The organism is Enhygromyxa salina (assembly GCF_002994615.1).
Taxonomy (GTDB): domain Bacteria; phylum Myxococcota_A; class Polyangia; order Nannocystales; family Nannocystaceae; genus Plesiocystis; species Plesiocystis salina_A.
The window spans coordinates 38,263-63,449 of record NZ_PVNK01000261.1; the positions used below are offsets into that span (position 1 = coordinate 38,263).

At 70.4% G+C, this 25,187-nt stretch carries 16 protein-coding genes, 1 tRNA gene and 1 pseudogene; 4 read left to right on the forward strand and 14 right to left on the reverse strand.

Annotation, left to right across the window (positions count from 1 at the left end; all coding sequences use genetic code 11):
* Positions 1-40: 40 nt before the first annotated feature.
* The gene (gene recG, locus ENSA5_RS29900; RefSeq protein ID WP_106395125.1) at positions 41-2,809 is read right to left on the reverse strand and encodes an ATP-dependent DNA helicase RecG; all 2,769 of its coding nucleotides are present in this window, start codon (positions 2,807-2,809) and stop codon (positions 41-43) included.
* Between the two features lie 37 nt (positions 2,810-2,846).
* Entirely contained in the window at positions 2,847-3,515 is a 669-nt protein-coding gene (locus ENSA5_RS39600) for an FHA domain-containing protein (protein ID WP_106395126.1), read from the reverse strand.
* Between the two features lie 307 nt (positions 3,516-3,822).
* Between ENSA5_RS39600 and ENSA5_RS29910 the strand changes: the two genes are divergently transcribed.
* Complete coding sequence (locus ENSA5_RS29910) at positions 3,823-5,649, forward strand: hypothetical protein (RefSeq protein WP_106395127.1); 1,827 nt, start codon at positions 3,823-3,825, stop codon at positions 5,647-5,649.
* Between the two features lie 68 nt (positions 5,650-5,717).
* Positions 5,718-7,916, forward strand: coding sequence for a tetratricopeptide repeat protein (locus ENSA5_RS29915; RefSeq protein ID WP_146156254.1), 2,199 nt, complete (start codon positions 5,718-5,720; stop codon positions 7,914-7,916).
* A gap of 67 nt (positions 7,917-7,983) precedes the next feature.
* Here the strand turns inward: ENSA5_RS29915 and ENSA5_RS29920 are convergent.
* Both ENSA5_RS29920 and ENSA5_RS29925 read right to left on the reverse strand, forming a co-directional pair.
* Positions 7,984-8,055: transfer RNA gene (locus tag ENSA5_RS29920), tRNA-Cys, on the reverse strand.
* A gap of 124 nt (positions 8,056-8,179) precedes the next feature.
* Positions 8,180-8,983, reverse strand: a complete 804-nt coding sequence (locus ENSA5_RS29925) for a coiled-coil domain-containing protein (protein WP_106395129.1) — start codon at positions 8,981-8,983, stop codon at positions 8,180-8,182.
* 302 nt (positions 8,984-9,285) lie between these two features.
* Between ENSA5_RS29925 and ENSA5_RS29930 the strand changes: the two genes are divergently transcribed.
* Entirely contained in the window at positions 9,286-9,795 is a 510-nt protein-coding gene (locus ENSA5_RS29930) for a hypothetical protein (RefSeq protein ID WP_106395130.1), read from the forward strand.
* Entirely contained in the window at positions 9,792-10,817 is a 1,026-nt protein-coding gene (locus ENSA5_RS29935; protein ID WP_106395131.1) for a threonine aldolase family protein, read from the forward strand. Before ENSA5_RS29930 ends, ENSA5_RS29935 begins: the two co-directional genes overlap by 4 nt.
* A gap of 78 nt (positions 10,818-10,895) precedes the next feature.
* Here ENSA5_RS29935 and ENSA5_RS29940 read toward each other — a convergent pair whose 3' ends face one another.
* The 10 genes and pseudogenes from ENSA5_RS29940 to ENSA5_RS29985 all read right to left on the reverse strand — a co-directional run bounded on the left by ENSA5_RS29940 (position 10,896) and on the right by ENSA5_RS29985 (position 24,871).
* Positions 10,896-12,539, reverse strand: a complete 1,644-nt coding sequence (locus ENSA5_RS29940; protein WP_106395132.1) for a GYF domain-containing protein — start codon at positions 12,537-12,539, stop codon at positions 10,896-10,898.
* A gap of 442 nt (positions 12,540-12,981) precedes the next feature.
* Positions 12,982-14,265 carry an adenylosuccinate synthase gene (locus tag ENSA5_RS29945; protein WP_106395133.1) on the reverse strand — a complete coding sequence of 428 codons (1,284 nt, stop codon included), beginning with the start codon at positions 14,263-14,265 and terminating at the stop codon, positions 12,982-12,984.
* The gene (locus tag ENSA5_RS29950; protein ID WP_106395134.1) at positions 14,262-15,665 is read right to left on the reverse strand and encodes an ATP phosphoribosyltransferase regulatory subunit; all 1,404 of its coding nucleotides are present in this window, start codon (positions 15,663-15,665) and stop codon (positions 14,262-14,264) included. The genes ENSA5_RS29945 and ENSA5_RS29950 overlap by 4 nt, the downstream gene beginning before the upstream one ends.
* A gap of 10 nt (positions 15,666-15,675) precedes the next feature.
* Positions 15,676-17,001 (reverse strand): DUF1015 domain-containing protein, encoded by a 1,326-nt coding sequence (locus tag ENSA5_RS29955; protein ID WP_106395135.1) that lies wholly within the window; start codon positions 16,999-17,001, stop codon positions 15,676-15,678.
* A gap of 30 nt (positions 17,002-17,031) precedes the next feature.
* Positions 17,032-18,309: a phosphoribosylamine--glycine ligase gene (gene purD / locus ENSA5_RS29960; protein ID WP_219906890.1), complete on the reverse strand. Its 1,278-nt coding sequence runs from the start codon at positions 18,307-18,309 to the stop codon at positions 17,032-17,034.
* A gap of 19 nt (positions 18,310-18,328) precedes the next feature.
* The gene (purH, locus tag ENSA5_RS29965; RefSeq protein WP_258183056.1) at positions 18,329-19,942 is read right to left on the reverse strand and encodes a bifunctional phosphoribosylaminoimidazolecarboxamide formyltransferase/IMP cyclohydrolase; all 1,614 of its coding nucleotides are present in this window, start codon (positions 19,940-19,942) and stop codon (positions 18,329-18,331) included.
* A 146-nt stretch (positions 19,943-20,088) separates the two neighbouring features.
* Positions 20,089-20,217 (reverse strand): annotated as a pseudogene (locus ENSA5_RS39940) (sigma factor-like helix-turn-helix DNA-binding protein); the annotation flags it as partial.
* A gap of 557 nt (positions 20,218-20,774) precedes the next feature.
* Positions 20,775-21,320, reverse strand: coding sequence for a MerR family transcriptional regulator (locus ENSA5_RS29975; protein ID WP_106395137.1), 546 nt, complete (start codon positions 21,318-21,320; stop codon positions 20,775-20,777).
* A gap of 568 nt (positions 21,321-21,888) precedes the next feature.
* The gene (locus tag ENSA5_RS29980; protein WP_181198299.1) at positions 21,889-23,703 is read right to left on the reverse strand and encodes a serine/threonine protein kinase; all 1,815 of its coding nucleotides are present in this window, start codon (positions 23,701-23,703) and stop codon (positions 21,889-21,891) included.
* Positions 23,704-23,974: 271 nt separating this feature from the next.
* Entirely contained in the window at positions 23,975-24,871 is an 897-nt protein-coding gene (locus ENSA5_RS29985) for a penicillin-insensitive murein endopeptidase (protein ID WP_181198300.1), read from the reverse strand.
* Between the last annotated feature and the right edge of the window lie 316 nt (positions 24,872-25,187).

A 25,187-nucleotide genomic window follows, 5' to 3' on the forward strand; every position in this document is an offset into this window, starting at 1 on the left:
TCGGGCTGGGTTCGCCGCTCGTCGAGCTGGATCGGTCGGCTCAGCCCGACTCGCCGGCCCACAGCTGGGTGTCGCCGGTCCGCAGGCGCAGCTCCAGGCGCAGCGCCGGATGCCGCGCCAGCGTCGGATCCTCGTCGATGATCTTCAACGCAGCCTCGCGCGCAGCGACCAACATCTTCATGCCCTCGCCCGAGAAGCTCGCGAAGCGCAGCCGCGGAATGCCCGACTGCCGGGTCCCAAACAGCTCGCCCGGCCCGCGGAGCTCGAGGTCGCGCTCGGCGACCACGAAGCCGTCGGTGCTGGCCTCGAGCACCTCGAGGCGCCGGCCCGCGTCAGAGTCCCGAGCGCTGGCGGTGTGCAGCAGACACAGCGACTGGCCCTGAGACCGACCGACGCGACCGCGGAGCTGATGGAGCTGAGCGAGGCCGAAGCGCTCGGCGTGCTCGATCAGGATCGCCCGAGCATCGGGCACGTCGACGCCAACCTCGATCACCGTCGTCGCGACCAACACCCGGACCTCGCCAGCCCGAAAGCGCTGCATGACCGCGTCCTTCTCGCGCCCGAGCATCCGGCCGTGAACGACCGCGATCTCGGTCTTGGGCACGAGCTTGCGCAAGGCCGCGGCCGTCGCCTCCACGTCGGACGCGTCGATCGCCTCGCTGGCCTCGACCAGCGGACAGACCACATAGGCCTTCTCGTTCGCGCGGACCCGCTCGACCAGGGCCGCGCGGGCCCGCCCGAGCGAGCGCGCCCCTGCGAAGACCTTGGTCGTGGCGCCGACCCGGCCCGGCGGGAGCTCGTCGATGACCGAGACGTCGAGCTCGCCGAAGGCCGTGAGCGCGAGGCTGCGGGGGATCGGCGTGGCCGTCATGACCAGGAGGTGCGGGGCCGCGCCCTTGTCGCGCAGGGCCCCGCGCTGCTCGACGCCGAAGCGGTGCTGCTCGTCGACGATCACGAGCGCGAGCCGGGCAAAGTCGACGCCCTCGACGAGCAGCGCGTGGGTCCCGACGAGCAGATCGATCTCGCCCGCGGCGAGCAGCGCGAGCAGGCTGGTCCGCTGGGCCCGGGGCGTCGAGCCGGTCAGCAGCGCGATGCGGACCCCGGCCTTCTCGCACCAGGGCGTCAGGCTGCGCAGGTGCTGCTCGGCGAGGATCTCGGTCGGGGCCATGAGCGCCGCCTGGGCCCCGGCGTCGAGGACCGCGAGCGCGGCCGCGAACGCGACCGCGGTCTTGCCCGATCCGACGTCGCCCTGCAGCAGCCGCAGCATCGGCTTGGACCGGGCGAGGTCGCGCTCGATCTCGGCGATGACCCGCCACTGGGCGCCGGTCGGCTCGAAGGGCAGGCACGCGCGCAGCCGCTCGCTGTCGAAGCTGCCCTCGGCCAGGGGCGGCAGCGCGCAGGGGACCGAGCGGTAGGCCCCGCGCTGGCGCAGCAGGCCGAGCTGCAAGAAGAAGAACTCCTCGAAGGCCAGACGCCGATGAGCCGGGCTGTCGCGCCGCATCAGCGCCTCGAGGGCCGGCTCGGGCAGATCGTCGGGCGGATCGTGCAGCGCGCTCAGAGCCTCGATCTGACCGGGCAGCCCGTGCTCGCGGACCAGCGCGGGCGGGAGCGGCTCGGCCAGCTTGGCGGCGCGCAGGCGCTCGAGCGCGGCCCGACACAGCCGGACCAGGGTTCGCTGACCGATGCCCTCGACCTGCGGGTAGCGCAGCGCGATCCCGAGGCCGTGCTCGGGGTCGAGGACGTCGGGGTGGACCATGTTGAGCTTGCCCCGGAAGCGCTTGACCACGCCCGCGAGCAGGATCGGTGCGCCCGTCGTGACCCGCTGCCCGAGACCGCCGACCGGGTGAAACCACCGAGCCTCGAGGCCCAGGCGCGCGCCGTTTCGCTGAACCTGCTCGATGCGCAAGGTCGCGGAGTAGCGCCCGCTGAACCAACCCTGGCGAAAGCTCCGGATCACGCCGTCGATGACGACCGCCGCGCCCTCCTCGATGTCCTGGAGCGACGAGGTCCGCCTGCGATCTTCGTAGGCGAGCGGGAGCAGGTAGGCGAGATCCTCGATCGTCTCGAGCCCGCGCGCGGCCAGCTTGTCTCGCGTTCGCGCCCCGACGCCGGGCAGCAGCTCGACGCTCGCCTGACGTTGCTCGGCGGCGGCGCGCAGCGCCGTGAGCTCGGGATCGGCGTTGTTGCCCGCGGCTGTCTTCTTGCTCGCGGTCTTCTTCTTGCTCGCCGTCTTCTTCTTGCTCGCCGTCTTCTTCTTGCTCGCGGTTGTCTTCTTGCTCGCGGTCGTCTTCTTGCTCGCGGTTGTCTTCTTGCCCGCGGTCTTCTTCTTGCTCGCGGTCTTCTTCTTGCTCGCGGTCTTCTTCTTGCTCGCCGTCTTCTTCTTGCTCGTCGGCGCGGCCGTGTCGTCCGTCCGAGCCGCGCTCTCGGATTTGGAGCTCGACGCGTCAGCCCCGGCCTGCGCCTTCGCGCTCGACTTCCCGAGCCGTCGACCGAGGTCCTGCTTGCGCCGCCCGGTCTTCGGCTTGCCGGCCTCGGCCACGTCGGAGCGCGCGGCGCTGAGCGCCAGGCACACGCGCAGGCCATGGGCGACCACCCGGCTGCGATCCTGACGCCCGCGCTCCTCGAAGCGGTCGAGCCCGCCCCGAAAATGCCGAAGCTCGCGCTCTTGCGGCCCAACGCCAGCCGCGAGCAGACGATCGGTCGGCTCGCGCAGGCGCTGACCGAGGCCCTCGGCCAGGACCCCCGCGAACTGATCGACCGCCGCGGAGCGCAGCGCGACCCGCAATTGCTCGAGAGGATCGCTGGTCATCAGCGAAGCGTGCCCAGATCCACGACGGGCAGCTCGGTCAGTAAGGCGCTTGGAAGGAGAAGCGCAGCTCGTGATCACACAGGTAGTACACGTTGCCCTCTTCGACGAGGTGATCGTCGACGCGCTGGCCGGCAAACTCGACGCCGTTCGTGCTCCCGAGATCCTTGATGTAGTACTGGCCGTTTCGACGCACGACCGCGCAGTGACGACGCGAGATGTTCGCGTCCTTGATCGGCAGATCCGAGAACTTGCTCCCGCGGCCGATCACGAACTGCTCTTGGTCGACCGTGTACCAGTTGCCCTCGAAGAACAGGTACAGCGGCCGATCCTCGACGACCTCGGCCGCGGCCGAAGGTGGCGGTGCGCCTGCGCCCGGCGGCGGCGCGCCCGGGGGCTGCGGACGTCCCCCCGGCGGCGGCAGGCGCCCTCCCCCGCTGGCTGGGCGCGGGAGCGTGGGTCGACCGCCCGCGCCGCTCGGACGAGGTGGTGCTCCCCGCCCCGGCGGCCCGCCCGGCGGACTCGGCCGCGGCGCGGGGGCCGGAGTGTTCGCATCGCTGGATACAGCCGTAGACTTCTTGCGCGTGAACAACTGGATCAGCGCCGCTTGGACGATTTCGTCCGTCGCCACGCCGCGACGCTTGGCGAGCGCCTCGACTCGCTTCCAGATGTCGTCTCGGCACTCGAACTGGTGAACCGTCTTGTTCATGCCGTTTCCTGAGCCGCGTGGCGCGGCTCTCGACGCTTGGTTCTCGGCCAAGCGCCAGCGCAGATCCTAGGGCTAGCTTCGGCGAAGGGTCAACCCGCGCTGAGCTTCGCCCCGCCCGCGTCCCCCGCGAGACGGGTGATCAGCACCCCGGCGCCGACAGCCAGCTCACATGCTGGGGTCCCCCGCGGTCGTCGGATCACTCGCCGATCCTGTGTCCACAGAGCCCCCCGCAGCGCGTAAATCGCCTCAGACATGCGCTCGAGCGACCTGACGCGCGGCGGCAGTGCGTGGCAGAGTTGCGACGCCTGTGGCGGTCAAACTCGCATTTCGCCCGATCGAGATCGGCCGCCGGATCTCGACGACCCGCGCGCGTGCTCTCGGATCCGGCCGGGCGGCCCGGCGGTGGGCGGCAAGGTGGCTCGGCGGGCTCGCGGTCCTGGCCCTGCCGGCGACGGTCCACGCGACACCGGGCGTGGCCAAGCGCCTCGGGGGGCCCAGCGCCCAGGGGCCAGCCTCCTCGTCGGTCACCGCGATCTACCACAACCCCGCGATGCTCGGCTCGCTCCCGGGCCTGACCTTCGAGGCCACGCTGCGCGCCGGGATCGATCACCTCGCGATCCGACGCTTCGGCGTCGACGTCAACGGCGCGCCGATCGACGCCCTCGGCGACCGCATCAACCTCGTCAACCCGGCCTTCGACTACTTCATCGGCGCCAGCTTCCTGCTCGATCCGATCGCTATCGGGGTCGCGGTCCACACCTTCGACTCGCGCTACCGCATCGACAGCGATCCGAGCCTCAACTATCACCTCCTGTCCGAGACCGACATCGGCTGCGCGATCGATGGCTCGCGTATCTGCCCGCGTCTGCGCAAGGGCGGGATGCTCGAGATGCGGACCGACTTCGATCTCTCCTTGGCCTGGAACGCGCTCCACTTCATGCGCCTCGGGGCCACCGCCCACTTTCCACGCCAGCGCACCTACCTCGCGCGCGACGTCGACTCGGTCCTGACCGGAGCCAACGCCGACGCGGGCTGCGACCCGCAGTCGGCGTCGGTCGAGAACCCGGCCTGCGCCGAGCGCCTGAGCTTCCGCGGCAGCACGCGCCTGCGCTGGTTTGGGCTCAACCCCAACGGGACGCGCCTCGACTTCGCGCTGACCCTGGGCGTCGCCTTCGACATCCGCGATCGCGTGACGATCGGCCTGCGCTACCGGACCCAGCCGCTGCTCGCGGGCGGCGAGGTCACGCTCAACGGCTCGGCTGCGGTCTGTCTGCCCGATCAGCGCAGCGTCGACGACAGCAGCTTGCCGGCCTGCGAGGGCGCGACCCCGATCGACGCGACCCTGTCCGAGACCATCCCCCGGGAGTTCGCGATCGGAGCAGCCGGGGAGCTGGGCAACTGGGCGCTCGACGCCAACCTCTACTGGATCGATCGCTGCCCGGGCTTCGACCCCGACGGCGGGTGCGACGGACGCGACAGCCGCTCGCTCGAGCTCGTCGGCCTCGATCAGGACGCCTCGACCCTGCCCGAGACCCCGATCTATCGCGGCTTCAAGGACATCTTCGGCGCCGAGCTGTGGGCCCGCTACCGCCTCGATGACGTCATCGGCGCCAACTTGCCCTACTACAAGGTCCTGTGCAGCGGCGGGAGCGAGGGCGTCGATCCCGAGACGGGCAAGCAGCTGCGCTGCTTTCCGCGCGTCGACCTGTTGTTCGGCGGCGGCTTCAACTCTCCCGGCGTCCGGCCCAGCGCGCTGACGGCGGCCAACAGCGACGGCTGGACCATCCTCGCCACGATCGGCGCCAGCTTCAATCTTCCTGGCCGCAACGGGACCTGGTCGCTGGTCCCGTCCTACGGCGTCGACTTTCTGGTCCCGACCCGCGTCGGCCCTGGCGGCGTGAGCCCGGCCTTCGATCCAGTCGCGGCGATCGAGTTCGAGCGCAGCGGCGCCGACATCAACTCGCCCTACGCCGACGCGGTCCTGGCGGGGCGCGGGCTGCCGAGCAACGCCGGGACCTACGTCGGTGCGGTCCACACGATCACCTTTGGCATCCGGTGGTCCGAGCGTGGCTTCGGCGCCCGCGAGCTGCCGAAGAATCGGAGGGAGAGCGGCGGCCGCGGAGCGTCGCTCTGAGCCCACCCCTGCGAAACACCTGCGCGGCGCGACTGGCCCGAGCGCAATCGACTCCGTACACTGTGTCGGTGGCTCGACGCCCCCTCTTGACCCTCGCCGTGCTGGGCTCGCTGCTGTGCGCGCCGGCCTGCACCAAGACCACAGGGCCCGGGGCCGAGACCCCGCAGCTCGTCGCCCCGGACACGATCAACGATCTCGACGACTACGGCGAGGCGCGCAACGCCTACGCGCTGCTGGCCGTCGATGATCCGGGCCGCGCGGCCGCCCGCGCGCAGCTGCGGACCTACCTCCTCGCTTACCTCGATCACGCGCTCGCCAGCGACAGGACGCCCGCGGCGGTCGACGCCCTCGAGCAGCTCGCCGGACTCTGGGTCCCGAGTGAGCTGCGCACGCTCGCGCCCGACCCCGAGCTCGCCGCCGCGGCGGCCGCCGTCTACGGGCGCACGGCCCCAGCGGGCGACGAGCGCCCTGCCCTGCTCGCGCTCGGCCTGAGCGAGGCCTTCGGCGACGAGGGCCAGCGGACCAAGGCCCGGGCGAACTACGCAAAACTCGAGGACTGGATCGATCGGACGGCCGAGTTTGGCAACGATCCGCGCTTCAACGATCACCTCGACCGCCTCCTCGAAGATGTCAGCGCGCTGCTGCCCTCGCCCTTCCTGGTCGACCAGCTCGCTGGCGTGTACCTCGGGCGCTACCGCGACGCCCAGCGCAGCGGCAGCTTCTCCAGCACCAGCGATCCGCGCGTGCCCTTCACCGGCTACCTGCTCGCGCGCCTCTACCTGCGCGCGGACGATCCCGACGCCGCCGTGGCCGCGCTCGATCGACTCGAGACCGACGCACCGACCGCCGCGCTGCGCGACCTGATCCGCGACGCCGCAGACTCGAGCGCCAGCGGCCGCTCGCCGGCCGACCTCGACCAGCTGACGCGCGAGTTCCTCCCCGAGCCCGACCACCGCCTGCCCGACGAGATCGTCCGCCAGAGCTGGGGCATCATCGACAACCTCGCCCGCCGAAGCCTCGCGCGCTTCCCCGATCACCCCCCAGCCCACCTCGCCCTCGGTCGCGTGCTGCGCTCGCGCAACCTCACCGAGGCCGCGATCGTCCACTACGAGCAGGCGTTCGCAGGCAAGACCCGGGCGACCGACCGCGACGACCTCCACCGCGCGTGGTCGGAGCTCTCGACCCTCTACCAGCTCGCGCTCGAGACCCGCGCCGCGTCCGGAGCGAGCGAGACCAGCGCCATGCTCGAGCGCGTGGAGGCCTTTCACGAGCGCGCGGCCCAAACCTGGCCCCAGCGCGCGATCGAGCCCGGCATCACCCTCGCGTGGATGACCGTGGCCGTGGCCGAGTTCAACGCCGGTCACATCGACCGCGCCGAGGCCCTGATGGAGCAGACGGTGGCCCTCGAGCCGCGCTCGGCCGCGCTGTCGCTGCTCGGGGTCATCGCGATGCGGCGGGGCGACTTCGACGAGGCCCGCGCTCACCTTCGTCGCCTCGACAAGCTGTCCGGAGCCCTCAGTGATCAGCTCGAGCGCTACGACTGGCAGATCAGCGCGCACATCAGCCTCGCGGAGGTCGAGGCCCTCGCCGGCGACCGCGAAGCCAGCGCCGAGCAGCTGCGCGAGGCCCTCCGCCAGCTCAACACCCTGCTGAGCTACCCCGGCCTCGCCGACTCACTCCGCGCTGAATTCGGCCTGCGCCGCGCGCGAGTCTTCTTCTATCTCGGCGAGATCGAGCTCGCGATGAACGACGTCCGCGACGCCCAGCGGCTCGCGCCCGATCGCGACGACGCGTACACCGAGCCCCTGATCTTCACGGTCATCCACGGTCACCTCGACCAGGCCGCCGAGCTGTTCGCGGCCGCCCTCGCCCGCGACGGCGGCGGCGAGCTCGGGGTCTACTACTCGCTGTGGGTCCTCGATCTCGCCGAGCGCCTCGGGGCGCCCGAGCCGAAGCTCGCCCGTGAATTCCTGCGCAGCTACGCAACCAGCGACGACGGCGATCCCTGGCAGCGCAAGCTCGCCCGCTACGGCCTCGGCCAGCTCGACGACGATGGCCTCGCCGCCGCCGCCGACAGCCCCCGCGAGCGGTCCGAGGCGTTCTTCTATGAGGCCCTCCAGCGCTGGCGCGGAGGCGGCCACGAGGCCTGCCTCGAGCTCATGACCAAGGTCCTCGATCAGCAGATGATGGGTGACTTCGAGTACCAGATGGCCCAGAGCTACCTGCGCTGGAAGGAGCTGCCCAAGACCGCCCGCACCGCGCTGTAGCCTGGGGGCCGTAGCCCGCAGCCCGCAGAAAAAGAAAAAAGAGGGACCCACTTGGGTCCCTCTTCGTAGGCACGGGCCGGAATCGAACCGGCGAATAGAGCTTTTGCAGAGCTCTGCCTTACCACTTGGCCACCGTGCCGCGGGCCGGTCAACTAACATGGCCTGCGAGTGCTCGCAAGCGCAAACGAAGAACGCCGACGCGGCAGTCCGCGTCGGCGTTCTCCCGGGCTGGTCCCGGCCTGGCCCCGAGACCAGTTTCGCGGCTAGAGCCCGCCGAGCGGCGCGTCGCCGCCACCGATGCTGAGCTTGTCCTTGCGCTCTTTGGTCGCGGGCTTCTTCGAGCTGCTGCTGCTGCTGCTGCCGCCACCACCATTGCCGCTGCCCTTCTTGCGGCCAGCCGAGATCTTCTTCTTGATCGAGGCTTGCTCCTCGTCGAGCTTCTTTTGCTCGGCGAGGATCTTGGCCCGCTCAGCCTCGGACGTGGCCGCCTCGAGCTGTGCGGCGAGCTCGGCTTGCTTGTCGGCGAGCTCGGCCGATTTGGCCTCGAGCTCGGCGACCTGAGCCTCGGCCTCCTCGCGCGCCTTTTTCTCGGCGGCGAGCTGCTTTTCGGTCTCCTGCTTGGCGAGCTCGGTCGCTTCCTTCTCTTTGTTCTTCTGAACCAGAACGTAGCCACCGACGCCGAGGCCAATCGCGAGCACACCAGCGGTGATGTAGAGCCAGTACGGGGTCTTCTTGCGCTCGGCCATCTTGACCTGCGCGTCGAGTCGCATCTGCTCCTCGCGCAGGCGCGCCTCTTGCTCGGCGCGACTGCGAGCCTCGGCTTCGGCCACGCGAATTCGCTCTTCACGCTCCTTGCGCTCCTTCTCTTCCTGGGCGAGACGAGCCTGCTCCTCCTGCTCGCGCTGGATCCGCTCTTGCTCCTCGCGAGCCTTGCGCTCGGCCTCTTCTTTGGCGCGCCGCTCGGCTTCGCTCTTGGCCCGAGCCTCTTCCTCGACGGTTTGGACTCGCTGGGCCTCGAGGTTCTTGAGCTCTTCGAGGGCGATCAGGGCTGAGTTTTCTCGTGACATTTCTGGGGACCTCCGCTGGGACGGGCGACGACTACGGCTGCGACGGGTGAAGGACTTGCTCTCGTTGACCAGTTGGTATCGGGGAGCACGGACTTCGGGCGAAACGCTCCACCGCTACTCCTGGTCTACCCCTGAACGCTCAGGATGAGCCAGATCAAAAGTGCCGGAATTTTGATTATTTCGCTACCCCTTCCTAGCGTGCTGACATGACCTCTTCCGGCCCCTCTCAGGCCAACATAGCTACCCTTCCCTCCGCTCCTCTCGGTCGGCGCAGCCGGCTCGGTCCGCGGAGCGCGTTCGGGGTGATCGCGCTGACGCTCGTCGCGGGGCCAGCGATCGAGACGCGCGCGAGCCAGACAAGCGACGAGGCCACCGCGGCCGTCGTCGCCCGCCCGCTCGCGTTGCTCGAGAACCGACGGGTCCTGAGCTATCCAATCGATCAGGTCTGGCCGACGGCGATCCGCTACCTCCGCATCGATCGCGGGTTCTCGATCACGGACCGCGATCAGGAGGCAGGCTACATCCTGTTCGAGTTCCCCCTCGACGGGAACCGGATCGGCAGCGGGAGCATCGAGATGTTTCCAACCGAAGACCCGGCCGGACGGGCGAGCGTGAGCATCGGGGTCAACACGGGCGCAGGCCCGGTCCACCTGCCCAACGCCATGCTCGACGGCATCACGGCCAAGGTTCGCGCCGAGCGCGGACAGCCGGCGCCTCCCCCTCCCCCGCCCCAGGAAGATCCTCCGGCCGAGGAAGACAAGCCCGAAGACGACCACTCCGTGCCGCTGCTTCCCCCGGCCCAGGACCCATGAGCGCCCAGGCGATCGATCTGCGCAGCGACACCGTGTCCAAGCCGACCGTCGCGATGCGCGAGGCGATGGCCCGCGCCGCTGTCGGCGACGACTGCTACGGCGACGACCCCAGCGTCAACGAGCTCGAGCGCCGCGTCGCGCAGCTGCTCGGCAAGCCCGCCGCGCTCTTCGTGCCCTCGGGGACCATGGCCAACCAGCTCGCCGTCGCAACCCACACGCGGCCGGGCGACGCCCTCGCCTGCATGGTCGAGGCCCACGTGCAAGTCCACGAAGACGCTTCGCCGGCTCGGCTCTCGGGGGTTCAGGCCATGGAGATCGGCGATCGCCACGGCTTCTCGGCCGCGGACCTCGACGAGCGGATCTCCGAGGAGCGCTGGGGCTGGCCGCGCGTGGGCCTGGTCTGGCTCGAGAACACCCTCGGCCTCGCCGGCGGGCGGGTCTGGCCCCTCGCGCAGATGCAGGCGATCGCCGAGCTCGCGCGCACCCACGCCCGCCCGCTCCACCTCGACGGCGCGCGCCTGTGGAACGCCCACGTCGCCTCGGGCTGCTCGATGGCCGAACTCGCGAGCGTCGCCGACAGCGTCAGCGTGTGCCTGAGCAAGGGCCTGGGCTGTCCGGTCGGCTCGTTGCTGTGCGGGGAGCTCGAGTTCGTCGCCCGCGCCCGCGCGAGCCGACACGCGTTCGGCGGCGCGCTGCGTCAGGCGGGGATCCTCGCCGCGGCCGGGCTCCACGCCCTCGACCACCACGTCGAGCGGCTCCGCGACGATCACCGCCGCGCCCGTCGACTGTGGCAGGGTCTGTCCGATCTGAGCTGCTGGCGGGCGATCGAGCCCGAGACCAACATCGCGCTGTTCGAGCTCCCCGATCGTGGCGACGCTGATCTCCTGTGCGCGCCGCTGCGCGAGGCCGGCGTGCTCTGCTACCCGAACAAGTACGCCGAGATTCGGCTCGTCGTGCACCTCGGCGTCGACGACAACGCGATCGAGCAGGCGATCGAGTGGATCCGATCCGTGCTCGGCTGAAGCTCGAGCACAGCACCCGAAACCAAAACGAGAGGGCCGCGCGATGGCGGCCCTCTGCGTTTGAACGGGATCCCTGAGTCAGATCCGGAACTTGAAGGTGAAGCCCTGCTGGTCCGCCTGGAACTTGGGGAACTTCGCCTTCTTGGCCGCTGCGGCCACGCACTTGCCGACCGAGCTCGAAGCGTGCTCGTCGAGGGCCTTCGCGGAGATGACCGAACCGGTCGAGCCCTTGACCGAGAACTTGACGGCGACCGTGGTGCCCGTGCCGCAGCTCTTGGCCGCCGGCTTGACTCCGTCGATGCCCTTTTTGATCTCGGCCGCGCCGAGCTTCTTGGGCAGGCTGGGATCCGGCGCCGCCTTGCTTTCGCTGCTGCCGCTGCTGCCGCCCTTGCACTTGGCGAGGTTGGGATCGAGGAGGCAGTCGACGTCGGGATCCTTCTCTTTGGAGCCACCGGAGGAGCCGCCTGAGCTGCCACCGGAGGACCCACCCGAGCCCGACGAGCTACCCGCGACGCTGCCGCCGCTGCCGCCGGTCTTCTTCTTCCTCTTGCCCGAGGGCTTGTTGCCCGTGCTGGCTTCTTCTGCGCCGGTCTCGCCCCCGGTCTCGCCCCCGGTCTCGGCGGCTTCATCGTCGCCGTCGCTGTCTTCCTTGTCCTTGTCTTTGTCCTCGTCGCCGTCGTCGTCCTTCTTCTCCTCGACGGAGCCGGGGACGGTGACGACCTCCTTGATGACCTGAGGCTCCTCGTCTTTATCGAGCAGGATCATCGCGCCGAGGCCGATGAGCCCGACGAGCAGGAGCGCGATGAGGATGTACATCGGGGTGTTGGACCGCTGGGGCTCGGCCTGGACCGGCGCCGCCGAGGGTGGAGGCTCGGTGACGAGGGGCTCGACGGACAGACCGCCGAGGCCACCGCCGCCGAAGCTCGGCAGCATCTCTTCTTCGCCACCGCCACCGCCACCGCTCGCGCCGCCACCGGCATCGGCGCTCGGCGCGTCCATCATCGCGCCCATCGCCCGGATGTCGATCAAGCCCGAGCCCTCGGAAGAGGGCGCGGTCGTCGACGGTGCCTGACGCACGGGACCCGCCGAGGCAGGCTTCGAGGTCGAGGCCATCGCCTTGAGGCTGTCGAGCGAGAACAGGACCGAGTTCTCGTTGCGCTGGCCGGTCAGCGAGTCGACGCGAGGTGACTCGTCCACCGGCGCGGCCGCGGCCGCGGGCGGAGCTTCAGGCTCGGAACCGAAACCGGCCCCACCACCAAACTCACCGCTGCCCGCCGCGAACGCGTCGTCCGATCCGGCGCTGGCGAAAGGATCGTCAGCCGCAGCCGCTGCCCCCGCCGCGATCCCGCCACCCATGGCGGCCCCGGGCGCGCGATCGGGCAGATCGGCGAAGGTCTCGATCTGACCGAGCTCGAGCCAGTCCTCGAAGCCCTCCTGCCAGACCGAGGTCGACTTGTCGATCTGACCGGCGTCGTAGCGCCGACGGACTTCGTCCTCGGGCAGCGGTCCGACCGTGTCGCCGTCGATCGCGAGGTGCCAACCGGGCGGCTCTTCGGATGCAGCCTCGCCCGCGGGCGCCTCTGCCTCTCCGGCAGCGACCGCCTTGTCACGGACGATGATGACGTTGCTGCACTTCTTGCAGCGGATCTTGAACGTCTTGCCGCGAACCTTCTCGTCCGCGATCGAGTACTTCGCGCCGCACTTGTCACATTCAATTCTCATAGGACGCCCTCTGATGATCCTGATGATCCCGACGTTTGAGCACGTTGCTCCCAAACAAGATGATCCGCGGGTCCGGCCATGAAAGCGGGCCGCGAACCTGAACCCAAACCTGAGGTGAACCGAGACGTCATGGGAGACGGGAGCGCGCGTACGCCGAAGTGGGTGAGTTGTTTGCCACGCCGGCCCCGCGCGAGCGGTGCGTCAGTATATGGAACCAAGCCATCACCGACAACCTTCGAGGTCCGTATCATTTCATGATGCTGCGGTGAAACCGCAGCGATCGTGGACACCCTCCGAGCGCCCCTCAGCCCTCGTCCGGGGGCCCAAGGAGCCGGATGTGCCAGGCAGGTTACCCGGCGCGGGCGCCACCCGGCGACGGCCACCAAGAGGCTCGAGGGGCTCGCAAACGGGGATAAGCGGCCGCTGGTTACGCGCACGGGGCTCAGAACGCGGCCCCTAGACGTATGGTTTGTTCGCGATCGGCCCCAACCGAGATCATCGTGACGGGCACGTCCACGTGCTCGCTTATGAGATCGAGGTAAGCGCGCACTGGCTTGGGCAGATCCTCGACCGAGCGCGCCGCGCTCACGCGATCGCCCCAGCTCGGATCGCCCCAGTCGGGGACGGGCTCAAAGACCGGGACGGCGTCGTCAAATCCGTCGCGGCCGGGATCGAGATCGTCTTGGTAGCGGGTGCAGACCTCGATCGCGGGGAGCTCGGCGAGGACGTCGAGCTTGGTCACGACCAGGCCCGTCAAGCCGTTGCGTCGGGCGGCCAGGCGCAGCGCGGGCAGATCGAGCCAGCCGCAGTCGCGGGGCCGCCCGGTCGTGGCACCGTACTCGCCTCCGGCGGCGCGGATGCGCTCGCCCTGCTCGCCGTCGAGCCGGGTTGGGAACGGCCCCGCGCCGACCCGAGTCGTGTAGGCCTTGGTGATCCCCCAGACCCCGTCGATCAGGGTGGGCCCAACACCGAGGCCGGTGCACACGCCCCCGGCGATCGTCGAGCTCGAGGTCACGTAGGGATAGGTGCCGTGGTCGACGTCGAGCAGGGCTCCCTGCGCGCCCTCGAACAACACCGGGCGACCGGCGGCGACATAGTCGAGGACCTCCGCGCTCGCGTCACAGACCATCGGGCGGAGCCACTGCGCCCACCCGGCCGCGACCTCGCACAGCGCGTCGACGTCGATCTGTCGGGCGCCGCCGAGGCGCGCGAACTCGGGCTCGAGCGCGCTCTTGTTGTGCTCGAGCCGCGCGCGGAGCCTGGCCGGGTTGAGCAGGTCTCGGACCCGGATCCCGCGACGCCCGACCTTGGCCTCGTAGGCCGGGCCGATCCCGCGCCGCGTGGTCCCGATCTTCTGCGCTGCCGAGGCGTCCTCGCGCAGGCCGTCGAGCTCGCGATGAAAGGGGAAGATCACGTGGGCGTCGAGCGAGACCCGGAGCTCGTCGCCCTGCAGCAACCCGTGGGCGCGAATCTCGGCGATCTCCTCGGCGAAGACCTCGGGATCGATGACCATCCCGGCGCCGAGCAAGCACCGGGTCCCCGGGTAGGTGCAGCCCGAGGGCACCAGGTGCGTGATGATCTTCTTGCCGCCAACGACGAGGGTGTGCCCGGCGTTGTTGCCACCTGCGAAGCGAGCGACGAGATCGGCCTCGGCCGCGAGCACGTCGACGACCTTGCCCTTGCCCTCGTCGCCCCACTGCGCGCCGACGACCGCGAGAGTACTCATGACGGGTCCTTGCCTTGCTTGCTCATGGTTGTCTCCGACTCCTGCCGCCAGCCCTTCGCGCCTCGGCGCCAGCGCTGACGAATGATCTCGGCCGCGGCGCCGCGGCCCGCGACGAACAGCCACGTGAGCCGCTCGACCCGGTGGCGCTCGGCCGAGCGCTGGGCCTGCTCGAGCTTGGGCTCGCGATCGATCCAGGCCCGCAGCCCTCGCCTCCGCGCGTCGGCGGCCTCGCGGACCGCGGCGCTGCGCAGCCCGGCCGCGAGGTCCTTGCGCACGCGCGCTCCGGCGGTCACGACCAGCCGCGCCGACGCCTGCTCGGCCCCGTCGATGGCCGCCCCGGCGGTTGCGAGGGCCTGCTCGAGCGCGTCCAGATCAAAGGCGAGGCCGGTCGCGGGCAGCGCGGCGCCGTAGCGGGCGACCAGATCGTCGTAGCGACCCCCGCGGACGATCGGCCCGCCGACCCCCGGCGCCCAGACCCGCAGGCGCACGCCCGTGTAGTAGTCGAAGCCCCGGGCCTCGCCGAGATCCACGAGCACCCGCGGGGCGCTGCGCGGGTGCTCGAGCTCGATGGCCCTGACGACCTCGGCCAGACGATCGACGGCCGCGCCCGCGCCGATCTCCCGGAGCCGCGTGCGCGCCGAGGCCAGCAGCGCGGGCGGACCGTGAAGATCCGCGAGCGACGCGAACACCCGCGCCGCCCGAGCGCCGACGCCGACGCGCGCGAGCACCTCGGCGAGCCCGTCCCGATCCTTGCGCGCGAGCCGGTCTCGGAGCTCGCGCTCGACCTTGGGCGCGAGCGCGAGGAAGGCCAGCGCGTCGCGGACCACGGCCGAGTGCGAGAGATCGAAGCGGTGGTCGCTCGAGCCGAGCGTGATCAGGAGCTGGTCGGCGAGGCCGACCAGCTCCGCGTCGGCGGTCGGGCTCGCGTCGCCGACGTACTCGACCCCGACCTGATGGAGCTCGGCCCGATCGTGGCGGCCGCTCGGCAAGCGCACGAGCGTCGCCGCGTAGCACAGGCGCAGGCCATCGTCGGGCGCGACCGTCCCCCCGACCCGCTGCGCGACCATCCGGGCGATCTGCGGGGTCACGTCCGAGCGCAGCGCGACCAGCCCGCCGGTCCCGGCCTCGATGAAGCGAACGCAGCGCTCACGGTCCTCGGGCCCGAGCCCGCGGCCGAGGACCTCGAAGTACTCGATCAGCGGCGGCGTGACCTCGCGGTAGCCCCAGCGCTCGAACCCGGCGAGCAGCGTGGACGTGAGCGCCCGCCGCCGCCTCGCCGCGGCCGGGAGTAGATCGCGGGCGCCGACGGGCAGCGGGTTGAACACGCTCGCGTCGACGATCGCGGGGTTGGCCGGCTGGGGCTGCGCGGCGACCCGGGGCTTGGCCTTCGCCTTCGACATCGCGGCGCGCTCAGTCGGCGGTGGGCCCGGGCCCAGCGATCGTGCGGAACACGAGCCCGGTCGGGATCTTGGGATAGAAGAAGGTGCTCTTTTGCGGCATGACCTCGCCGCTGTCGCAGACCGCGACGACGTCGCGGACCGGGGTCGCGTTCATGAAGCAGACCAGCTGGGTGTCGCCCGGGTCCGAGCCGCGCGCGACGGCGAGCGCCGCGGCGGTCGATTTTTCGTAGCGGATGTTGGTCTTGTCGGCCTGAGCCTGCTTGGTGATCCCGAGCCCGCGCTCGAGCACCAGCTCGTGGAGCAGCGCGACGTCGAGGCGCGCGAGCGCGGCCGGGAGCTCGCCGAGGCCAGCGGCCGCCGGATCGAAGTCGGGTCGCAGCGTCACGAGCTCGAGCGCGTCGGCCCCGGGCACCGCGAGCGCGAACGCGGCCCGCTCGGCGCCCGCGTCGACGAGCAGCTGACGCAGCGCGGCCGCGTCGTTGGGCATCGGCGCGCGCGTGATCTCGAACCACGGGCTCAGCTGTTCGAGCAGCGCGGGCAGCTCGCAGCTCGCGAGGCCGTGGACGAGGCGGTGCGTGGGCAGGACCACGAGCCCCTCGTCATCGAGGCTCGACAGGTAGATCATGCCCCAGCGCGCCGCGTCGCCGCGTCCGGCGGCCTCGAGCTCGTCGCGGAAGCTGCACATCGTCTCGTAGCGATGGTGGCCGTCGGCGATATAGATGTTCTTGTCGGCCAGGATCCCTTCAACGGTCGCGACCACGCCCGGGTCGGCCACCCGCCACAGCTGGTGATGAATGCCGCCCCAGTCGAGCTCGAGATCGGGCTCGGCGAGCGCGGGCTCGACCGCCGCCTGCCAGCGGCGCTCGGGATCGGGGAACAGGCCGAACACCAGCTCGAGGTGGGCATCGCAGGCGCGCATGAGCTCGAGGCGATCGAGCTTGGGGCCGGCGAGGGTCCGCTCGTGGGGCAGGACCGGGCCCTGGCCAAAGCGCGTCAGCTCGATCAGCGCGACGAGGCCCTTGCGGACGTAGGTCTGGCCCTCCGACTCGAAGCGCTGGTGATAGACGTAGAGGCTCGGCTCGGCGTCGCGGATCAGGGCCTCGGCCTCCAAGCGCGCGAAGGCCTCGGCGCCCGCGCGATACTTGGCGAGGGGATCCTCGGCGCCCGCGGGCGCCTCCGGCAGGATCACGTGGACGCAGTTGTGAGGCGAAGCCGCCGCGAGCTCGGCCCGCTGACGCGCGTCGATCACGTCGTAGGGCGGGGCGAGCAGATCGCCGAGCGGCCCGGCTTTGCTCGAGTCGTAGCGGAGCCCTTTGAAGGCGCGGATCCTGGCCATGGCAGTCGCCTATACCCCGCCGACGGGCTCCTAGGCCAGCGCCCGGGCGCCGATGTCCCGCCGAACCTGGCCGCCCGCGAGCGTGATGCGATCGACCAGGCCATAGGCCCGCGTGAGCGCAGCGCGCAATTCCTCGCCACGGGCGCTCACGCCGAGGACCCGGCCGCCGTTGGTCAGCCAGCGGGCGCCGTCGCGGCGGGTGCCCGCGTGGAAGATCGCCAGGTTCGGATCGTCGGCGGCGACGCGCATGGCCTCGCCCAGCCCGACGAGCTCGACCCCCTTGGTCGAGCTCTCGGGGTAGCCCGCCGAGGCCATGACCACGGTCGCGGCCGGCATCCCGGGCAGCTGCTCGTCGACGAGCTCGCCGCGGCCCCGGGCGGCCGCGAGCAGCCGCGGCACGAGCGGGACCTCGAGCCCGAGCATCAGCGCCTGGACCTCGGGATCGCCGAAGCGCACGTTGTACTCGATGACCTGCGGGGCGCCGCCCTCGTCGATCATCAGGCCCACGAAGAGCACGCCGACGAAGGGCCGCCCCTCGCCGCGGAGGCCCGCGAGCGTCGGCTCGACGACGCGATCCATGATCCGGCCGCGGACCGCCTCGTCGACGATCGGCGCGGGCGCGTAGGCCCCCATGCCCCCGGTGTTGGGGCCCGTGTCGCCCTCGCCGATCCGCTTGTGATCCTGGCAGGGCTCGAAGCACGCCGCGCGGGTCCCGTCGGTCAGCACGAAGAAGCTGGCCTCCTGACCGTGGAGGCGCTGCTCGAGCACGACCTCGGCGCCCGCGAGGCCAAAGCGCCCGCCCTCGACGCAGGCGCGCAGGGCGGCCTCGGCCTCGGCGTGGGTCTCGGCCACGGTCACGCCCTTGCCGGCCGCGAGCCCGCTGGCCTTGACGACCGGTGGGCGCTCGAAGCTCCGGATCGCCGCGAGGCCCTCGGCCATCGACGAGACCGTCACGTGCCGGGCGCTGGGGATGCCGTGGGCGCTCATGAAGGCCTTGGCCGCGGCCTTGCTGCCCTCGAGCTCGGCCGCGGCGGCGCTCGGCCCGATCGTCGGGATCCCGGCTGCCCGCAGGACATCGCCGAGCCCGGCGACGAGCGGCGCCTCGGGCCCGACGATCGCCAGCTCGACGCCCTCGCGCTGCGCGAGCGCGACCTGCTCGGCGTGGCTCGGCCCGAGCGTGAAGCAGTCGGCGATCTCGGCCAGCGCGTCGCTCCCGGGGCTCGCGACCACGCGGTGCCCTTCCCTCGCGCAGCGCCACGCGAGCGCGTGCTCGCGACCTCCCCCCCCAACGATCAGTATCGTGCTCACAACATCGCCCCGGGGCCGCTCAGTGGCGGAAGTGACGCTCGCCGGTGAAGACCATTGCGACGCCGTGCTCGTCGCACGCGGCGATGACCTCGGCGTCGCGCATCGAGCCGCCAGGTTGGACGACCGCGGTCACGCCCGCCGCCGCGATCGCGTCGATGCTGTCGCGGAAGGGGAAGAACGCGTCGGACGCCAGGACCGCGCCCTTGGCCGCGTCCCCGGCCCGGCTGATCGCCTGACGGACGGCCTCGACCCGCGAGGTCTGCCCGCCGCCGATCCCGACGGTCGCGCCCTCGCGGACCAGCACGATCGCGTTGGACCGCACGTGCTTGGCGACGCGCTGGCCGAGGTCGAGGCTGGTCAGCTCGGCCGCCGATGGGCTGCGCTCGGTCGGGACCTGGCCGTCCTTGGCGGCCACGCCGATCAGATCTTCGCGCTGAACGAGCACGCCGCCCGCGACCGAGCGCAGGCGCAGCGGCGGCGGGCCCGAGCTCGGGCTGAACATCTCGGGCAGCTCGAGCACCCGCAGGCGCTTCTTCTTGGCCAGGATCTTGCGAGCCTCGGGGCTGTAGCCCGGCGCGATCACGACCTCGAGGAAGGTCTCGACCAGGCGCTCGGCGGTCGCCGCGTCGACCGCCTCGCTGACGGACACGATCCCACCGAACGCGCTCTCGGCGTCGGCCTGACGGGCGCGGATAAAGGTCTCGGCCAGACTCTCCTCGCGGCTCCCGAGCGCGGCGCCGCACGGCGACAAGTGCTTGAACACCGCGGCCGCGCGCCCGCCCTCGGGCAGGCCCGCGTGGAGATCACGAATCAGCCCCAGCGCCGCGTCGGCGTCGAGCAGGTTGTTGTAGCTCAGCGCCTTGCCCTGGTGGATCAGGGCCCGATCGAGGCCGGTCTGCTCGGCGGCCGCGTAGTCGGTCCGAAAGAAGCGCGCGGGCTGGTGGGGGTTCTCGCCGTAGCGCAGCTCGACGAGGGGCTCGCCGCTGACGAACAGCCCCGGGGTGATCGCCGCGGCGTCGATCGCCTGGCCCTCATCGTCGTGGCGCGCGAGGTAGTCGGCGATCGCCGCGTCGTAGCTGGCGGTGTGGGCGAAGGCCTTGCGCGCGAACGAGCGGCGCACGCTGTCCGGCAGCGCGCCGCCATGCTCGGCGAGGACCTCGGCGAGGCGGGCGTAGTCGTTGGGGTCGACGACGACCCCGACCCGGCCCCAGTTCTTGGCCGCGGCGCGGACCATGGTCGGCCCGCCGATGTCGATGTTCTCGATCGCGTCGGCGAAGCTGCAGCCGGGCTTTCGGATCGTCTCGCGGAAGGGATAGAGGTTGACGACGACGAGGTCGATCGGCGCGATCTGGTGGAGCTCGAGCTCGCGCGCGTGGTCCTCGGTCGGCAGCGCCAGGATCCCGCCGTGGATCTTCGGGTGCAGGGTCTTGACCCGACCGTCGAGGATCTCCGGCGCCCCGGTGAACTCCGAGACCTTGACGACCGCGACGCCGAGCTCGGCGAGGGCGCGGTGGGTGCCCCCGGTCGAGAGGACCTCGACCTTGTGGGCGATCAGGAGCTCGGCGAGCACGTCGAGCTGGGACTTGTCGCTGACGCTGACGAGCGCGCGACGCAAGGGCGCTGGGGTCGGCACGCTCGCCCGGTACCACACCCGAACAGCGGCGACCAGCCGAGGGCCTCGCTCGCTCGCGCGTCGCGGCCCGCACCAACCACACCTCGGTGGCCGCGAGCGTGCGCGTGCGTCGGCGGGCCCCCGCCCGCCCCTAGCAGCCCGGGCTGCTAGGAGCGCATCAGGTAGCCCATGAGCTCGTCGCCGCCGGCGTCCTTGAGCTTCAGGAGCCCACGGACCTCGACCTGACGGATGCGCTCGCGGGTCAGGTTGAGGATCTCGCCGACCTCCTCGAGGGTGATGCCGCCTTGCTGGGCGACGTCGAGGGCGCAAGAATTCCGCAGCTCCCAGACCTCGAGATCCGGGAAATTGATCTTGATGCTCCCGGTCCGCGGGTTGACGTCGATGTACAAGTGGTACTTGCAGCTGACGTAGGGGCAGGGGCGCGAGACGTTGGCGCACTCGCCCCGGGTCGCCGGGCGCCAGTAAGTTTTCTCGGGGTACAAGAGCGCGCCGATCCGCAGCTCCTCTTTGGTCAGGCGCTTCATCGCGATCGTCTTGGCCCGGACGCGGCGCTTGATCGGGGGGATGCTTCCGCCGTCGGTCGGCATGATCTCGGGGACGGGGGGCGGAACGGCGTGGGTGCGAGGGGTGTCGGTGCGGGCTTCGAGCATGGTCTTGGTCTCGGGGTCGTGGGGGTGGCGCGGGCGCAGGAGTCCCGTGCCGCGCTCGTCAGAGTCGAGCGCAGGGATCCCAATGCGAGCGGTGAATTCGGAGGTGCGGGGCGGTCTGGGGACGAGGGGCCGTCAGGCGAAGCGGGAAGTATCTAGGGAAGCTCAGGGAAGGTTGAGGGAGCTCAGAGAAGTTCGGTCGGGTCGGCGACGCCGCCGCCGCGAGGACGGCGGGCACCGGACGCGGGGATCAACAGCTTCTCGAGCCGCTGCACCGCGCCGAGCAGCTCGGCGGCGACGCGCTTGAGGCCGTCGAGTTCGGTGAACAGGCGCTCGCGGCGGGGGCCGGCCGGGAGCTCGAGGATGCGGCCCTCGAAGCCCTCGACGAGCTTCTCGGTCGCCTCGTCGAGGGTCTCGATGTCATCCTGAAAGGCCAGGAACTTCGACTGGATCTCTTCGAGCGTGTAGCGCTCGGCCATCAACTTCTTGATCAAGTTGATGCGCCGGACCGCGCGGATCGGGTAGACCCCCCGCGAGCCCTGGTGCTTGCCCTTTTGCCCGATCCGGCGCGAGCGCGGCACGAGCCCGAGCTGGACGTAGCGGCGCAGGTTCGCCTCGCTGAAGCGGACCCGATGGTCGCTGAACACCCGGACCAGCTCCTGCGAGGTGAGTCCGTTGGCGTTCGCAGCTTCGATCTCGCGCAGCTGCGCTTCGGATAGGGCGACGGCCATGGCCTTGATCGTGCGGTCGAGCGGGTGTGTGGATGCGCGGGAGGAGAGTTGCGCGAGGAGAGAGGGAGAGAGAGTATCGATCGGGCACTGGCTGTAGGGCTGAGTCTATTTTGTGGTCTGTTTCCTCAGCCGCGCCCGAGTGTAATCTACTCAGTGGAGTCAAGGAAGCACTTTATCTCGCCGCGCCCAAATTTTCGTCCAGAAAATCCCGCGCGTTCAACAATCCACAAGTCATCCACAGGCCTGAGACCCCTCTAACTGGCTGAATTCAGCATTTTAGAGGACTGAACAAACGCAGAGGGAATTTGCTAGGACGCCCCAGAGTGCCCTACTCCGCGATCGATCCACGCGATCATCTATCCCATTAGTGATCGCTTGAATCGATCGTGTCGACCGATTTGCAGCCTGCACTGTGCGCAATAGGATGCGATTGTTCAGTAGACCTAAAGGACAACTATTAGCACACAAAAATACTGTAACCCGGAAGACAGAAACATCCCGATGGCAGTCAGTGTGCAGTGCGCACACCTGTACCTTCGGCCAAAAGCAACGCGCTCACACCGCCGCGCTACAGGCGCTCGGTCTTCAGGCCACCGGTCTTCTGCACCCAGACCTTGTAGCTCTCGCCAGCCTCGATCTTGATCGTCCCGGCCTTGACCCAGTCGTCGTCCTCGCTCACACGCGTTTGAACCCGCTTGCGGCCAGGACTGAGCTGCATCTTCCCGATCGGCTGGAGCGGCAGCACCTTGTTGCCCACCTTTACCCAGACGAAGTTGAGGCCGGCGCCGAGCTTGAACTCGACATCTGCTGGCGTGCGGTCCACGGGCTGCTTCTTGGGCGGGGGCTTCACCGGAGGTTCAGGTGCGATCGCAACTTGCGATCCCTCGCTCTCGTCGCGCTTTGCGTCCTCCGCGTCGCCCGTCTCGCCACCGTCGGTCGGCTCCACGGCTGGGGCTGGCGGGGTCACGGGCTCGGTCGGGTTCTCAGGCTCGGGCTCGGGTTCGGGTTCGGGCTCGGGCTCGGGCTCAGGCGGCGCCTTGGCCTCGGGCCGCGCCGACCCCGCAGTCTCCCCCTCACCCGGCGCGACGGGCGAAGTGGCCGCCACGGTCTCGGGCTCATCTCCCCCACCCCACCAGCCGAGCGGAAAGCCGAGGCCGAACACGCCAAAGGACAGCGCCAAGGTCACGGCCGCCACGATCAGCATCGACGACGCGTTCGCCCGGGTCTGCGGGCCGACCGTGATCAGCGAGGTTGGCGCGCTCTCGTGCTCGGCCGACGACATCCAGGTGTGCGTCTGGGTGACGCCGCGATCCTCGCTGGGCCCGCTCTCTTGGTGGACCGAGTCGACCGCGGTCTCGTCGGAGCCAGGACCTTGGGTCGGAGCGAGCGCCGCGGCGTCGGCTCGGGTCTCGGCCGGGACCGTCTTCGCGGCGCTCGCCGTCGACGGGTTCCCCTTCATCAGCATGTCGCTGCTGACGATGCCCGAGCGCGGGGCGCCGACGCCGACCCACCGACAGACCAGCTTGCCGAGCTCGCGGGAGCTGTTGCGGAAGCCGGGCCAGTCGTAGAGCAGCTCGAGGGCCTCGTCGGCGGACTGAATCCGCTTGTCTGGATCGGGCTCGAGCAGGCGCCTGCGGAGTTCCTCGACCTCGGCGGGGAGCTCGACGACCAGCTCGGGATACTCGCCGCTGAGGACCATCGCGTAGAGGTCGCCCTCGTCGCGGGTCTGGCGGAAGCGCTCGCCCGCGACCAGCTCATGCAGGATCGCGCCGACGGCGTACAGATCTACGCTCGGCTCGCGCGAGCGCCCGCGCAGCTGCTCGGGGGCCATGTAGCGCAGCTTGCCCTTGACGTGGATCCCGGAGGTCTCCTCGCGGGCCAGACGCGCGACGCCAAAGTCCGCGAGCTTGACCTCGCCGGACACCGAAACGATCACGTTTTGCGGCGACACGTCGCGGTGGACGATCGTCGCCTTCTTGCCCTCGTGGTGGAGCCCGTGAGCGTAGGCGAGGCCGCGCAGGATCTCGCCGATGACGTGGGCCACGACCACCAGCGGCAGGCCCTCACCGTCGCGCTGCATCTTGCGCGTGATCTCGGACAGGTTGAGCCCGTCGACCCACTCCATGACCATGTAGCACTCGCCGTCGCTCTCGCCGACGTCGAACACCTGGACCACGTTCGAGTTGGTCAGCAGCATCGACAGCCGCGCCTCCTCGATGAACATCTGGCGGTAGGCGGGATCGTCGAGCAGGTCGCGCGCGAGCAGCTTGATCGCCACGGCCTTGCTCGCGCCTGCGAGCGCCGCCCGACGGCCCATCCAGACCTCGGCCATGCCGCCGCTGCCGATCTTGCGCAGCAGCTCGTACTCGCCCAACCGCCTCATAGGCGAAAAGGTTCGCGTTCGGAGCCTGGACATGTCAACCGGGCCGCGCTGGCGCGATTGTGCACGAGGTGGCCCAAAATGAGACTCCGCTTGGGAACGCGCCTCAATCGATGCGTGGGGCACAGCCCGCAAGGCCACCGTTGGCGGACACGGGCAGGACCGAGGCGAGAAGCGACGCGGGGGCGGCGGACAGGAGACGGGGATGGCAGCACACACGCTGCTCGTCGGCCCGCGCGGCGACCTGTTGCAGCCCCATTCGCGAAAACTCAGATCAACCGTGGAGGAAGAACAGTGGTCGGCTGAGCAGGGCCTTGGTCACCGTCGGCTCGTAGCGCTCGGGCCCGGCGTACTTGTAGGTCTTCTTCTCGTGCTGCCAGATCGGCCCGGTGTCGACGCAGCCGAGCTCGCGATCGGCACGCGAGCAGTACAGGCGCACGTGAAAATGGTCGTCGTGGGGCGCCCGGGCCGAGGGCTGCTTCATGACCTGGCGGCCGTACTCGATCAGCCAGCGCGGACGGTCGTGGCGCTCGGCCCAGGAGATGAGCCGACGCTCGAGCTTGGTGCTGACGAAGATCCACTGGACGCGGACGGCTCGATCGGACAGGAGGGCCTCGACCAGCGCCCAATTGCGGGCCTCGTCGAAGCGCCGCTCGGCCCAGGTTGGCTCCTCGTAGCCGGTCGCGCGCATGTACGCGGGCACGAAGGGCTCGCCGTCGCCATCGTAGTGGACCATCTCGACCTCGGGCGGCGGCAGCACCCGGCCCCGCTCGTCGACGCTATAGAAGATCAGATCGACGTCGCGCCCGCTTTGGTGGCTGGAGTGCCACATGGTCTTGCCGCCGCGCTTGGGCGAGAGGTCCGCGACGCCGAGGGTCACGCGCCGCTGCGCGCGGACCTTGGCCGCGGCGCGCTCGATGAGCGCGACCAGCTCCTCGGTGCCCCACTGGTTGCCGCGCTCGCGCCAGGTCTGGGGCACCTTGTAGCCGGTGCCGCGCCTGGGCATGGCCACGGGCCGATGGATGTGGCCGCCGGCGGCTTGGCCGACCGAGACAGAGGTGTAGTCGGTCCAGTAGCCTGGGCTCGCGCAGCCGAGCGCGCCTGCGAAGGTCGCCATGGCCGCCATGCCCGCCATGGTGACCACGCGATCGCGCCAGGTTCGAGACCCCACGTCTCGATCATGCACGAATCCTGGCGCCACGCCAGTTACTCGGGGCCGCAGCGGGCACCTCGCGCTCGTTGATGATGGCTGTCGTGCCCGTCGGGGCTCCGCGCGCCCGGCCGCCATCCGAGCGAGGAACGAGCGACCGGCCGCTTGCGGCCGTGCGTGGCCACGTTGCTGACGGCCCAGTGCTAGCAGCCCGGGCTGCTAGCCTTCGAAGGCCTCGTCGGTGATGTCGAGGCCCCGATCGATGATCTCGAAGCCCTCTCGCAGTTGGGCCTCGGTGATGCACAGCGGCGGGTTGCACATGAAGCTGCCCCAGCGC